This window comes from Kitasatospora sp. NPDC051853, assembly GCF_044452665.1.
Lineage (GTDB): Bacteria > Actinomycetota > Actinomycetes > Streptomycetales > Streptomycetaceae > Kitasatospora.
The window spans coordinates 35970-48592 of record NZ_JBITBY010000005.1; the positions used below are offsets into that span (position 1 = coordinate 35970).

Consider the following 12623-nt stretch of genomic DNA (forward strand, 5'->3'; position numbering starts at 1 on the left):
GTATCATCCCTGGCCGGCGGCCCGCAGGCGGCAGCTGACGGCGGTGAGCCAGAGCAGGCCCAGCGCGGCCGCCGCGGTGAAGGCCGCGACGGTGGCGGCGGAGGCCGCGAACCCGACGAGGACCGGCACCGGGACGAGGCGGGTGGCCGTCGCCCAGCCGCGCTCGCCCCTGGCCGCGAACGAGCGGGCCAGCACCGGGAACGCGGCGCAGAGCGCGAGGTAGCCGATCATGCCGGCGGCCATGTGGACGGCGCCGTGCCCGCTGAGCGTGACGGGGCCGGTGAGCGGGGTGCCGGGCGGGAAGCCGGCGCCGGGGTCGGCGGTGAACAGGCCGGCGATCAGGAAGGAGAGGCCGAACACGCCGATCAGCCGGGGTCCCCAGGTGCCGCCGGGCCCACCGCGCAGGGTGTGCCGCAACCCGGCGGCGCCCGCGAGGGTGAGCAGCCCGGCGAGCAGGAAGAAGCCCACCTGGATCCAGCCGAGGGGGCCGAGGCTGAGCTGGCTGAGGGCGTTGCGGGTGAAGTCGAAGCCGTCGCGGGTGAGGCCCTGGACGAGGCCGGCGCCGAGGAAGACCGGTCCGGCGGCGATCGTGCCGGTGAGCAGGAGCGGCGCCGGAGCGCGACCGGGTCTGGTGGGGGCGGTGGCGGGCGGAGTGGTGAGGGTCTGGGTCACGGTGGGGTTCCTGTTTTCTGTCGGTGGGTCAGGTCGGGTGAGGTGATGGCGGGTCGGACCGATAGGCCCGGGCCGCGGCGGAGGGTCAGGCGAAGAAGGCGAGCAGTGCCGGGGCCAGGACGTCGGCGGCCACCTCGTGGGTCTGGCCCTCCAGGGTGGTGCGCCGAGCGTCGGGGAGGGCGGCCGCGACGGCGCGGGCCGGTGCGCGCAGCAGCTCGGGGCTGGCGCCGCCGTCGACGACCAGGACCGGCGTGGTGATCCCGGCGAGGAGGTCGGCCGGCACCACCGCCCCCGCGCCCAGGGCCTCGGCGTCGTGGGCCAGGGTCGGTGCGACGGCCTCGAACAGCGGCCACACCGGGGCCTGGCGCATCCCGTCGGCCATCTCCGGCGGCATCCCGGCGAAGGTCATGAACCGCACGACGGCGTCCCCCCGGCGTCCTTCGGCCAGGGCGGTGCCCAGGTCGCTCGCGTACCGGTCGAACCGCTCGCTCTGCGCGTCGTCGGTGCTGAACGGCGGCTCGTGGACGGCGAGTCGGGTGATGCCGATGTCGTGGGCGGCGGCCCGGAGCGCCAGTGCCGCGCCGGAGGAGAAGGCGACGACGTGTGCGGAGCCCCCGGCGGCGGCGATCACCGCGGCGAGGTCCTCGATCTCGCGCTCGACGGCGAACGGCGCGGTGTCGCCGCTCCCGCCCCGGCCGCGGCGGTCGTAGGTGTGAACGGTGTGGTGGCCGGCGAGCTGCTCCGCGACGGCGGCGCCCGGCCCGAAGGCACGGTGGCACAGCGCACCGTCGACGAGCACGACCGCCGGGCCGGTGCCGGTGGCGGAGCAGGCGACGAGGGTGCCGTCGGCGGAGGTGACGGTGGTGGTCATGAAAGGGATCTCCTCGGGTGATCGGTGCTGAGGCCGGTCAACAGGTGGTGGAGGACGTCGGGGTGTTCCAGGTGGAGGTCGTGGCCGGCACCGGGGATGCTCACGGCCGTGGTGGCGGGGCGGCGCCGGAGCATGCCCGCGACCTCGGCCGGCGGGAGGATGCCGTGCTGGCCGACGACCAGCAGGGTGGGGCAGTCGACCGCGGCCCACTCGTCCCAGAACGGGCGGCGGGCGCTCTCGGCGAGCGAGGCGACCATCACGTCCCGGTCGAAGCGCGGCCACCAGCCGCCGTCCCGCGGCTCCAGCCCGTCCGCCCACACGGCGCCGACCGCCCCACCGCCGAAGAAGCGGGCCGCCGCCTCGTACGAGGCGAAGGGCAGCGGCCAGGAGTCGAGCACCGCGGCGATCTCGTGCTGCACGTCGGGGGCGGCCGCGGGCCCGGCCTCGACGAGGACCAGGCCGCCGAACAGCCCGGGGTGCGCGGCGGCGGCGAGCATCGCGGTGTGGCCGCCGAGCGACTGACCGACCAACAGCGGCCGCCGCAGGCCGAGTTGGTCGACGACCGCCACCACGTCGGCGACGTACGCGGCACGCGAGACCTCGGCGGGGCGGCGGCTGGAGCGGCCGTGGCCGCGCTGGTCGAAGGCGACCACCCGGCGCTCGCGGCCCAGGGCGGCGGCCACCCGGTCCCACTCCCCCGCGTGGCCGGCCAGGCCGTGCAGCAGCAGGACGTCCCGGCCGGGCGGCCCGGGCCGGTCCCGGCAGTACAGCCGCACTCCGCCGCGCAGGACGGTGCGGGGCGTCCACGGAGCGGCCCGGCCCCCGGTCGGGTCCGCGGGCACGTCCGCGACCCGGCCCGTCAACTGCCGTCCGCCGCAAGGGACTCGTCGCGGACGGGCCGGTGGCGCAGCAGGACCACCCGGCCGTCCAGGACGCGGGACTCGACGAGCTCCAGGCCGAACCGCTTCAGCGGGCCGGGGAAGACCGGCCGGCCGCCGCCGAGGACGACGGGGTGGACGAGGATCTGGTAGTCGTCGATCAGCCCGTGCTCGGTGAGGTGGGCGGCCAGCGTGGACCCGCCGAACAGCAGCAGGTGCGCGCCGCCCGCCTTGAGCGCGGTCAGCTCCTCGACGACGTCGGCGCCGATCACCCGCGCGTTCCAGCCGGCCTCCCCGAGCGTCGTCGAGACGACCACCTTGCGCGCCTCGCGCCACACCGGGGCGAAGGCCAGGTCGTGCTCGTCGGTGGAGTGCTCCTCGGCCTCCGGCCAGTAACCGGCCATCAGCTCCCAGACCACGCGGCCGTAGAGGAAGACGTCGGCGGCCCCGGTGAGCTCGCGCGAGTGGGCGGACAGCTCCGGCCCCATCACCGGCCAGTCGAACTCGCCGCCGGGCCCTTCGATGAAACCGTCCAACGACTGGTGGACGAAGTACGTGATCGTCCCGGTGCTCGTGTCCATGGACCTCTCCTGGGTCGTGGGTACGGCGGCTCTCCGGCCCCGTCCCGGGGGCCGGGCCGCCGGGGAAAACGATCTCGTGGCGACGAGAAGCCGATCAACGTACGATCCGGTCATCAGTGTTTAGGGAAACTCAACGACGAGGGCGTGCGTGCTGGAACGGCAGGAGATCGAGGTCTTCCTGACACTCGCTCAGGAACTGCACTTCGGCCGCACCGCCGAACGGCTGCGCTGCACGCCCGGCCGGGTCAGCCAGCTGGTCAAGGGCCTCGAACGGCGCGTCGGCTCGCCGCTGTTCGCCCGCACCAGCCGCCGCGTGACGCTCACCCCGCTCGGGGAGCAGTTCCACGCCGACCTGCGGCCCGCCCACGAACAGGTCCAGCGGGCCTACCGGCGCGCCGTCGCGGCCGGCCGCGGCATCACCGGCACGCTCCGGGTCGGCTACTCCACGCCCTGGGCGGCGGACGCGGCGCTGCGGGCGGGCACGGTCTTCTCCGGGCGGCACCCGGAGTGCGCCGTCGAGGTCCGGGAGATCCAGTTCGCCGACCCGTACGGGCCGCTGCGCTCGGGCGAGGTCGACCTGCAGATCGGCGAGTTCCCGGTCGCCGAGCCGGACCTGACGGCGGGTCCGGTGCTGTTCTCGGAGCCGCGGGCGCTGCTGGTCCCCGCCGGGCACCCGCTGGCCCGCCGCACCGGCGTCTCCCTGGAGGACCTCGCGCTCGCCCCGCTGATCACCTTCGCCGCCGACTTCCCCGCCTTCTGGCAGGAGCACCACCTGCCCACCCGCACCCCCGGCGGACTGCCCGTCCCGCGCGGCCCGGTCGTCCGCTACTGGCCCGAGGTCCTCACCCGGGTCGCCGCCGGCCAGGGCGTCGCCCCCGTGGCCGCCCGCGCCGAGCACTTCCACGCCCGCCCCGGCATCGTCTTCGTCCCCTTCGAGGACGCACCCCCCATCGACTACGGCATCCTCTGGGCCACCGACCGGGCGACCACCGCCGTCCACGCCTTCACCGCCCTCCTGGAGGAGACCGTCGCGGCCGACCGGGCGGCGGAGGCCACCGCTGGACGGAAACCGGTTCGCAGGCCCGCTCCCTGATACCGCATCATGATCCCTCGCACTGGGGGGAACACGGACCGCTCGCCCGCGACGGGTACGGCCCCCCATTCACCGAAGGATCCCCATGCGTCTGCGCACCACCCCCCGCTCCGCCGTGCTCGTCGGGCTCGTCCTCCTCGCGACCGCCGCGTGCAGTGGTGGCGGCGGGAAGACGGACGGACCCACCGCTTCCGCCTCCTCCAAGTCACTGAAGGAGAAGACCCCGCAGCAGCTGGTCGACACCGTCCAGGCGACGTTCCGGACCGTGGAGTCGCTACGGCTGGAGGGCTCCCTGTACGAGAACGGCACCGAGATAGGCGTCGACCTGACGGTCGGCGGCGAGGGCCGCTGCACCGGCGAGATCTCGGTGGGCGGCGCCGGCTCGGTGGAGCTGATCGGCAGCGGGGAGACCCTCTGGTTCAAGCCCGACCTCCAGTACGCGGCCGCCCTGGTCGCCAACCTCCCCACCGCCGAGGCCGCCCGCTTCACCAGCCGCCTCGGCGGCACCCGCTACCTCGAACTCCCCAAGACGCACCCCCTCGTCAAGGAGCTCTCCGCCTACTGCGACCGGGCCGGTGTGAAGAACCTCCTGGAGGAGGGCTTCCTCCCCGGCGAGGAGCTGACGGCGGGCCCCGCCGGCACCGTGAACGGCCAGGAGACCGTCAGCTACCGCTACACCAGCACCGACGACAGCGGCACCACCGTCACCACCACCGTCCACGTCTCCGTCAAGGGGCTGCTCCCGGTCCAGGTCGAGGACCGGAGCAGGGGGACGTCGTCCCGGCTCACCTTCACCGGGTACGACGAGCCCGTCCGGGTCACCAGGCCCGACACGGACCGGATCGTCCCCGTGGCCGAGGTGCAGAAGACCCTCGACCTGGCGACGCCCGGCGCCTGACTGTCGGTCGGACGCGGGACGGTATCGCCCGCCTGTCCTGAACCGCTCCCGGAGGCCGGCGCACCGTCCGAGGGCCCCGGAGCGCCGGCCTGTCGCAGGCGGCGGGCAGGATGTCCCCATGACGATCTTCCCGGTCACCGTGCCCGCCTCCCTGGTCAGTTCGCTCGCCCTCGATCCGGCGGCCGACGACTGGGGGCAGGCGGTGCGGCACGCCGTCGGCACCACCGACGGCGAGACGTACGTGCTCAGCGGTCTGTGGCGGGAGGCGCCGCGCGGGTCCGGGGACGACGGGCGGGGCTGCATCCACCAGTTGATCACCCGTCACGCCCCGGACGGCGAGACCCTGGCCACCGCCGTGATCGCGCACGAGGTACCAGGTGGCGGCGCCACCTCGGCGATCCGCCGGGGCGGGAACGGCAACCTCTCCGTGCTCCCCGACGGGACGCTCGTGCTGAGCTCCAAGCCCGGCAACACCTACCTGTTCACCCCGGGCCTGGACCGGCTGCCGGCCACCTGGTCCATGGACGAGCGGCCCGGCTGGAGCGACGAGCCGCAGACCGACGACCCGTTCGCCGCCACCGTCGCCGTCACCCCGGGCGGGCGGCTGGTCTGCCTGGCCTCCGAGCACCGCGTGGAGAACTGGGGCTACGCGCGCGGCAATCTGATCGCCGTCTCCGAGCCCGGTGCCCGCCTCGCCCCGGGCCACAAGCCCGTCCTGCGGGCCGTCGCCACCCTGAAGACCGACGTCAAGCGGCAGAAGGAGCCCGACGCCGTCCCCCACGTCCGCTTCGGCGACGCCCCGGTCCTCCAGGACAACCGGCCCTCACCCTCCCTCACCGAGACCATGTCCGCACGGTTCGGCTGGGGCTTCCGGAAGGACGGCGCCTTCCTCTTCCGCCCCGTCCCGCTCGCCGAAGACCTGTACGCCGTCCCGGTGTTCGGCGGCACCTACCGCTCCGGCAGCCGCGGCCAGGCCTTCTCCTTCGCCCTGCTGGACGACCAGGGCACCCTCCGCGGCGAGCTCGGCGGCCTGGACCTGCACGCCGACAGCCCCTACAACGGCGCCAACTACCGCCTGACCGCCGACCCTTACCGCGGCCGCGCCTTCCACCTCAACCGCTACGGCCTCTACGCCTGGACCGCCGACGGCACCCTCCAGGCCCGACTCCCCACCGCCGAGGCCCCGTTCAAGGCGCTCACCAACTTCGAGCTCCTCACCGCCACCCCCACCGGCGAGCTCCTGCTCTCCCACCGCAAGCAGCACCTCCTCCTGCGGGTGACCGTGCCCGACGACCTCACCACCCTCGGCGCCGCGGTCGCCGACACCCTCGCGGGCCTCGCCCGCGCCCGCAACGCGGCGAAGAAGCGCCACGCCCCCGTCAACTGGCTCTGGACCGAGGGGAACGGCGCGGTCCACCACCTCTGACCCCGGAAACGCCGGGGCGCCGCACAGGGGTGCGGCGCCCCGGCCGTCGGTCAGTCGACGATGCTGGTGTACTGGCAGGGCTGGTTGGTGGAGTAGCAGGAGAACAGGCAGGTGTAGGTGCAGGGGTCACCCAGACCACCGGCTTCCTCTCCGGGCAGCATCTCCAGGGCCTCGACGGTGTGGTCCACGTTCTCCATGACGGTTCTCCTTCTCCTCGCTGAGGTGGGTGGTGCGGTCCTGCGCGGTCGGCGGTCAGTCGACGATGCTGGTGTACTGGCACGGCTGCCTGGTGGAGTAGCAGGAGAACAGGCAGGTGTAGGTGCAGGGGTCACCCAGACCACCGGCCTCCTCTCCGGGCAGCATCTCCAGGGCCTCGACGGTGTGGTCCACGTTCTCCATGACGGTTCTCCTTCTCCTCGGTGAGGTGGGTGGTGCGGTCCTCCGCGGCCGGACGGCCGCGGGAGCATCGGGGCACCGGTCAGGCGGTGCCGGTGAGGAACCGGGCCACGGCCACGGCGGTGGCGGCGGCCTCGGGGTCGCCGTCGTCCAGCGGGCCGTGCCCGCCGAGCGGCAGTTCGCGGTAGTGCAGGTCCCGGCCCTCGGTGCGGCCGGCGTCCAGCAGCAGCCGGCGCAGCTCGCGGGACTGGCCGACCGGGATCACCGGGTCCTGCCGCCCGTGCACCAGCAGCAGCGGGGGCGCGTCCGGTCGGGCCGGGCCGGCGAATACCCGGGCCAGGTCGCGCGGTCCGGTGGCGTCCTCGGCCTCCCGGGTGGCGTGCAACCGGTCCAGCAGCGCCCTGGTCGGCCGGGCCGCCACCCCCCGGAGCCGGGCCGCGGACAGGAACGGGGACACGGCCGCGCACCGGCTCCACAGTCCGGGCCGCAGCCCGGTGGCGAGCAGCGTCAGGTAGGCGCCGTAGCTGGTGCCGAACAGCGCGGGCGTCTCCAGACCGAGCGGCTCCCGCCGGGCGGCCAGGGTCTCGCCCAGGTGCAGCAGGTCGGCCAGGTCCGGTACGCCCCAGGCTCCGTCGAGCACGTCCCGGTGCGCCGCACCGTAGCCGGTGGAACCGCGCTGGTTGGGTGCCAGGACGGCCGCCCCCTCGGCCACCAGGCCCTGCAGGAAGGGCTGGTGACCGAGGTCCCAGTGCTCCTGCGGCCCGCCGTGGACGGCGATCACCAGCCGGGGGCTGCGCCACCAGTCGGGCCCGCCGTACACCACCGCCTCGATCGGGCCCTCCGCGCCGGGCACCCGCTCGGTGTGCGCCGTGGCGCCGTGCGGCCGCGAGCCCGTGAGGGTCCAGCCGCCGCCGGTGCCGAGCAGGGCCAGGCCGGTGGGCAGGTCCGGTGCGGAGTAGGGGAACCGGAGCCCGGCGGGGCCCCAGTGGGCGGGCCCCCGCACCACACCGGCCGGGACGGGGATTTCGGTGAGGCTGTCGTGGTCGAGGTCGTGCGACCACACCCGGGAACGGGCCCCGGCCTCGACGTTCAGGGCGATCCGGCGGCCTGCCGGATCGAAGGCCAACGGCCTTACCGTGCCCGGAAGTTCGGACCAGCGCTCGGGCAGGTGGGCGCCGCCGCCGGCCCGGCTGAGGGCGTAGCGGGGAGCACCGGCCGGCCCGGCGGTGAGCACCCGCCACCCGCCGGCCCCGGCGGCCAGCAGCAGGTGCCAGGGGCCACCGTCGGCGGGCCGGGCGAGCTGCTCGTCCTCGGCGAGCGTGCCGGTCGTCAGGTCCAGGACGCCGGGGACCACCCGGCCGTCCCGGCGCAGGCTCACCGCGAGCCGCCGGCCGGTGCCGTCGAGCCAGACCCCGCCCGTGAACTCCGTCTCCGTGCAGTGGACTTGGCTCAGCCCGCCGCCGGGGCCCGTCCCGATCCGCCACAGCCTCCGCACCGGGAGGCTCCCGGCGGCGTCGACGGTGGCCAGGAAACCCGGCACCTCCGGATCGGGGCTCACCAACAGCCGTGCCCCCCGGGCCCGGACGGTGGCGAGCGGGTGCTCCAGCACCTCGGCGCCGTCCGCCCCCAGCAGGGCCAGCCGGTGTTCGGCCAGGCCGTTCCGGAGGACGAGCACCCGGCCGTCGGGGGTCGGGACGAGCTGGGTCCGGAGCGTCTCGCCCGTGGCCGTCGGCAGCGCCCGCAGGCGGGCCGACTCCCCGTCGAAGGACCAGAGTTCGGCCCACATCCGGCCCGTCGCGTCCCCCGCCAGCCCGGCCGCGCGGCGGCCGTCGGGCGTGAAGCACAGGCTCGCCCGGCGGGTGACCGCACCCGGCCGCGCCGCGCCGTCCCCCGGGTCGACGGCCGCGGAGACGACTCCGACCCCGACCCCGGGCCCGTCCCCGGCCCCGTCCTCGCACGCGTACCCGGGCGGCACCGAGCCGGTATCGGACACCGTCGTGCTCAACGCGCCACCCCGGCAGGCTGGTTGGCGGGCAGCCAGAGCCGCGGGCCGCCGTCGCGCAGGCGCAGCAGCAGGGCGAGCGCGCCGGACAGGCCGGTGCCGTAGTCGGCGACCACGTCCATCATGCTCTCGTCGGTGGTCACCAGGCGGCCGTCGCGCAGGGTGTCGCGCACCAGCATCGCCTCGACCACCTCGCGCGCCCCGGCCCGGTGGTCCTCGTCCGGGAAGGCCTCGGCCAGGTCCAGCAGCAACTCGCCGCTGCCGGCCAGGCCGTGGCAGGCGGCGGACGACGACTGCCAGCGGTTGTGCCGCACCGTGTGACCGGCCCGGCGGGCCAGGTCGGCGAACCGCTCGTCCCCGGTGGCGCTCCAGAGCCGGACCAGGAAGGTCCCCACCCCGGAGACCCCGCTGCACCAGTGCAGCGCCATCGGCTGCCCGAGGTCGGGCCGCCGGCCGGGCTCGGCGGGCCAGCTGACGGTCCGTCCGTCCGGGGCCGCCACCGCCGCCAGGGTCTCCCCCGCCGCCCGGGCCAGCTCCAGCCAGGACTCCTCGCCGGTCTCGGTGCCGGCCGCCAGCAGGAAGGTGCCGATGCCGGCCAGGCCGTGCCCGAAGCCGTACTGGGCGAGCCCGGCCAGCTCCGAGTCGAAGCCCTTCGGGATGGTCCACATCACCCCGCCGGCCGACCGTTCGACCGTGGCGGCCAGCGCCTCGGCACACCGGCGGACCCGGTCCGCGGACCTCTCGTCACCGGCGGCCCGCCAGAGCTGCAGGGCGGCCAGGCCCGCCCCGGCCAGGCCGTGGCAGACGTCCGGGTTGGGCCAGTCGGTGGGCACCTCGTCGGCCAGGTCCAGCGCCTCGCGTTGCAACGCGGCGTCGTCGAGCAGCCGGCCGGCCCGGTGGAGGGCCAGTGCCGTCCCCGAGACGCCGAAGTAGAGGCCGGGCAGCCGCCTCGGTACGGTCCTGATCCGTGCGCGCAGCCAGTCGGCGGTGCGCCGCACCGGCTCCGGGTCGTGGCCCTGTTCGGCCGCCAGGGTGAGCACGGCGAGCACGCCCGCCGCGCCGTGCTGCACGTTGCACCGGTCGGTGGTGGCGCCGAAGGCTCCGGAGCGCCAGATCGCCTCCCGGTCGTCGAAGTCGGCGGTGGCCACCAGGTGGTCCAGCCCGTCCCGCAGCGCACGGTCGGGCTCCGGGCCCGGCAGCGGCACGGGGGCGGGGGCGGCGCCGGGCACCGGCTCCCCGCCCGGGGGCACCGTCACCCCACCCTGAGGCACCGTCAGCCCGCTTAGGGGCACCGTCAGCCCGGCCCGCACCCGATCGAGGTCCCAGCGCCGCTCCGGGTCCTCGGCGAGCAGCCCGAGCACCGGCGCGGCCAGCGCGCGCAGCGCGGGGTTCCGCCCGGCGGCGGCCTCGGCCAGCCGACGCACCCTCAGATCGCCCGGGCGGGCCGGGGCGTCGTCCTCCGGCAGGAGCGGTGCCACGCCGGTGAGCAGGTGGAACAGCGTCGCGCCGAGCGCGTACAGGTCGGCCGTCGGCCCGAGCACCGGGCCGTACCGGGCGGCGGCGATCTGCTCGGGCGGGGCGAAGCCCAGGGTGTAGGCGTTCGGCGCCACCTCGCCGGCCTTCCGGACGTGCTCCAGGTCGATCAGGCGGAGCTCGCCCCCGGAGGTCATCATCAGGTTGCCCGGCTTGAGGTCGCGCAGCACCAGTCCGCGCCGGTGCACCGCGTCGACCAGGTCCACCAGTCGCAGCGCCAACTCCCGGGCCTGCTCCGGCTCCGGGCCGGCGTCGGCCTCCGGGAGCAGCCGCTCGCGCGCCCAGCGGTCGAGGTCGCGGCCCTCGATGTACTCCTCCACCAGGAACAGGCTGCCGCTGCGCTCGAAGACCTCCACCTTCCGCGGCGTCACCCCGCCCTCGGCCAGCAGGTCGAGCATCCGAGCCTCGTTCCGCAGGGCGTCCTGCGCGTCGGTGCCGGCCAGCGAGGAGCCGACGTGCGGGCGGGCCTGCTTGATCACCACCTGGCCGCCGCCGACCCGGTCGTCCGCCAGGTAGACCCCGCCCCGGTTGGCGTGCTGGAGCGCGCGGCGCACCGCGTACCGCCCCTGCAGCAGCAGTACCTCCGGCCGGGTCGCCGCGGCCGGCGCCGCCTCGCTCGCCGGGAACGGCGAGGGGGCCCAGGCCGGCGGTGAGAACCAGGCCCGTCGGCTGTCCCGCACCGGCTCGCCGTCCGGCCCCTCCAGCAGCGTGTCGAAGGTGCCGTCGTTGGTCATCCGGCGCAGACCGCGGAACGCGCCGTAGCGGTAGTACACCTGACTGCCCGGCAGGTAGGGCCGGTCGGACAGCACCGCCGGGCCCGGCAGTCCGAGGGTGGCCGCGTGCAGCAGGCCGGCCACCGTGCGGAACTGCTCGTCGTCGTCCGGGTAGGCGGTGAGGAACTTGCCGCCGCTGCCCCGGGCGCACCGGGTCGACACCAGGGACGACACGTGCTCCAGGGTGCGGGCGAACTTGAAGGCGCACCCCTGCCCGAACAACACCGGCAGGCTCCGCGCCAGCACCACGGCGGCCGACAGCGGCGTGGCCGACACGTGCAGCTTCCACCCCTGCCGCCGTCCCACGTGCCCGGCCGGCTCCGCCCGGAACCAGAACCCGTCGTCGCCCCGCAGCAGCCAGTCCTCCGCCCCGGCCCGGCCGGCCGCCGCCCTGGCCAAGTCCTCCAGCAGGTGGGCCTCGTAGCCCGGGGCACCCTCTCCGCGTCCCCTCGGATCCACCTGACCGCCCATCCCCGACCTCCCCGGCACCGTCCGCCGTGCACCCCGCTCCGGGGCCACGGGGACGAACCTACGAACGGGTCTTCGAACACCCTGCGGACCGGATGTGGAAATCCTTCGACCGACCCGCCGGGACCGGTCGGCACACCGTCCGGCCCGGGCATCGACGGCATACTGACCGCCATCGGACCACCCGGCACGACGGAGGAACACGATGACGGACTTCGGGCTTCGAGGGCGCGGCTGTCTGGTGACGGGCGCCGGGAGCGGGATCGGCCGGGCGACGGCCCTGCTGCTGCTCGACCAGGGCGCCCGGGTGGTGGCCTCCGACATCGACGAGGCCTCCCTGCGCACGCTGCCGGGCGGCGCGGGGACGGACGGCGCGGGGGCGGACCTGGTGCGGGTGGTGGGCGACGTGAGCCGGCCCGAGGACGTGCGGCGGATGGTCGGGGCCGCCGTGGAGGCGTTCGGGCGGATCGACGTCGCGGTGGCGAACGCGGGCGTGCTGCCGCTGAGCGACGTCACCGGCACCACGCCGGAGGACTGGGACCACGTGATGGCCGTGGACGGCAAGGGGATGTTCCTCACCTGCAAGTACGCCATCGAGGCGATGAGCGGGCAGGAGGGCGGCGGCTCGGTGGTCTGCGTCTCCTCGATCTCGGGCCTGGCCGGGCAGGCCCGTCAGGCCGCTTACGGCCCGGCCAAGTTCGTGGCCACCGGCCTGACGATGCACCTGGCCGTCGAGTGGGCGGGCCGGGGCATCCGGGTCAACGCGGTGGCCCCAGGCACGATCGCCACCGAGCGGGTCCGCGCCCTCCCGGACGAGCCGGGCGGCCGGGAGTACCTCGACGGGATCACCCGGCTGCACCCGATGGGCCGGATCGGCCGGCCCGAGGAGGTGGCCCGGGCGATCGCCTTCCTGGCCTCCGACGCGGCGTCGTTCATCACCGGTGTCGTCCTGCCCGTCGACGGCGGCTACCTGGCGCAGTGACGACCCTGCGGCTGCCTGGCGCAGTGACGACCCGGCAGCTACCTGGCGCA

At 75.6% G+C, this 12623-nt stretch carries 12 protein-coding genes; 4 read left to right on the forward strand and 8 right to left on the reverse strand.

The window, feature by feature from the left end; genetic code table 11:
* Positions 1–3: 3 nt before the first annotated feature.
* The 4 genes from ACIA8O_RS15500 to ACIA8O_RS15515 form a co-directional block, all read right to left on the reverse strand.
* On the reverse strand, positions 4–672 hold the full coding sequence (locus ACIA8O_RS15500) for a DUF998 domain-containing protein (protein ID WP_396294299.1): 669 nt from the start codon (positions 670–672) through the stop codon (positions 4–6).
* An 85-nt stretch (positions 673–757) separates the two neighbouring features.
* Positions 758–1543, reverse strand: a complete 786-nt coding sequence (locus tag ACIA8O_RS15505) for an alpha/beta fold hydrolase (RefSeq protein ID WP_396294300.1) — start codon at positions 1541–1543, stop codon at positions 758–760.
* Entirely contained in the window at positions 1540–2385 is an 846-nt protein-coding gene (locus tag ACIA8O_RS15510) for an alpha/beta fold hydrolase (RefSeq protein ID WP_396294301.1), read from the reverse strand. Before ACIA8O_RS15510 ends, ACIA8O_RS15505 begins: the two co-directional genes overlap by 4 nt.
* A 17-nt stretch (positions 2386–2402) precedes the next feature.
* The gene (locus tag ACIA8O_RS15515) at positions 2403–3002 is read right to left on the reverse strand and encodes a dihydrofolate reductase family protein (protein ID WP_396294302.1); all 600 of its coding nucleotides are present in this window, start codon (positions 3000–3002) and stop codon (positions 2403–2405) included.
* Positions 3003–3150: 148 nt separating this feature from the next.
* On the opposite strand from ACIA8O_RS15515, the gene ACIA8O_RS15520 reads away from it, so the two are divergent.
* The 3 genes from ACIA8O_RS15520 (at position 3151) to ACIA8O_RS15530 (ending at position 6419) form a co-directional block, all read left to right on the forward strand.
* Positions 3151–4095: a LysR family transcriptional regulator gene (locus ACIA8O_RS15520; protein WP_396294303.1), complete on the forward strand. Its 945-nt coding sequence runs from the start codon at positions 3151–3153 to the stop codon at positions 4093–4095.
* A gap of 85 nt (positions 4096–4180) precedes the next feature.
* Positions 4181–4993, forward strand: a complete 813-nt coding sequence (locus ACIA8O_RS15525) for a hypothetical protein (RefSeq protein ID WP_396294304.1) — start codon at positions 4181–4183, stop codon at positions 4991–4993.
* 118 nt (positions 4994–5111) lie between these two features.
* On the forward strand, positions 5112–6419 hold the full coding sequence (locus ACIA8O_RS15530; protein ID WP_396294305.1) for a hypothetical protein: 1308 nt from the start codon (positions 5112–5114) through the stop codon (positions 6417–6419).
* Between the two features lie 50 nt (positions 6420–6469).
* Here the strand turns inward: ACIA8O_RS15530 and ACIA8O_RS15535 are convergent, their stop codons facing one another.
* The 4 genes from ACIA8O_RS15535 to lanL all read right to left on the reverse strand — a co-directional run bounded on the left by ACIA8O_RS15535 (position 6470) and on the right by lanL (position 11594).
* Entirely contained in the window at positions 6470–6616 is a 147-nt protein-coding gene (locus ACIA8O_RS15535; RefSeq protein ID WP_396294306.1) for a hypothetical protein, read from the reverse strand.
* Positions 6617–6671: 55 nt separating this feature from the next.
* Complete coding sequence (locus tag ACIA8O_RS15540; RefSeq protein WP_396294307.1) at positions 6672–6818, reverse strand: hypothetical protein; 147 nt, start codon at positions 6816–6818, stop codon at positions 6672–6674.
* Between the two features lie 79 nt (positions 6819–6897).
* A complete protein-coding gene (locus tag ACIA8O_RS15545; RefSeq protein ID WP_396294308.1) occupies positions 6898–8820 on the reverse strand; it encodes an alpha/beta fold hydrolase in 1923 nt (640 codons plus the stop codon).
* On the reverse strand, positions 8817–11594 hold the full coding sequence (gene lanL / locus ACIA8O_RS15550) for a class IV lanthionine synthetase LanL (RefSeq protein WP_396294309.1): 2778 nt from the start codon (positions 11592–11594) through the stop codon (positions 8817–8819). Before lanL ends, ACIA8O_RS15545 begins: the two co-directional genes overlap by 4 nt.
* A 202-nt stretch (positions 11595–11796) precedes the next feature.
* Here lanL and ACIA8O_RS15555 point away from each other — a divergent pair, with 202 nt between their 5' ends.
* A complete protein-coding gene (locus tag ACIA8O_RS15555) occupies positions 11797–12573 on the forward strand; it encodes an SDR family NAD(P)-dependent oxidoreductase (protein ID WP_396294310.1) in 777 nt (258 codons plus the stop codon).
* The last annotated feature ends 50 nt before the right edge of the window (positions 12574–12623 follow it).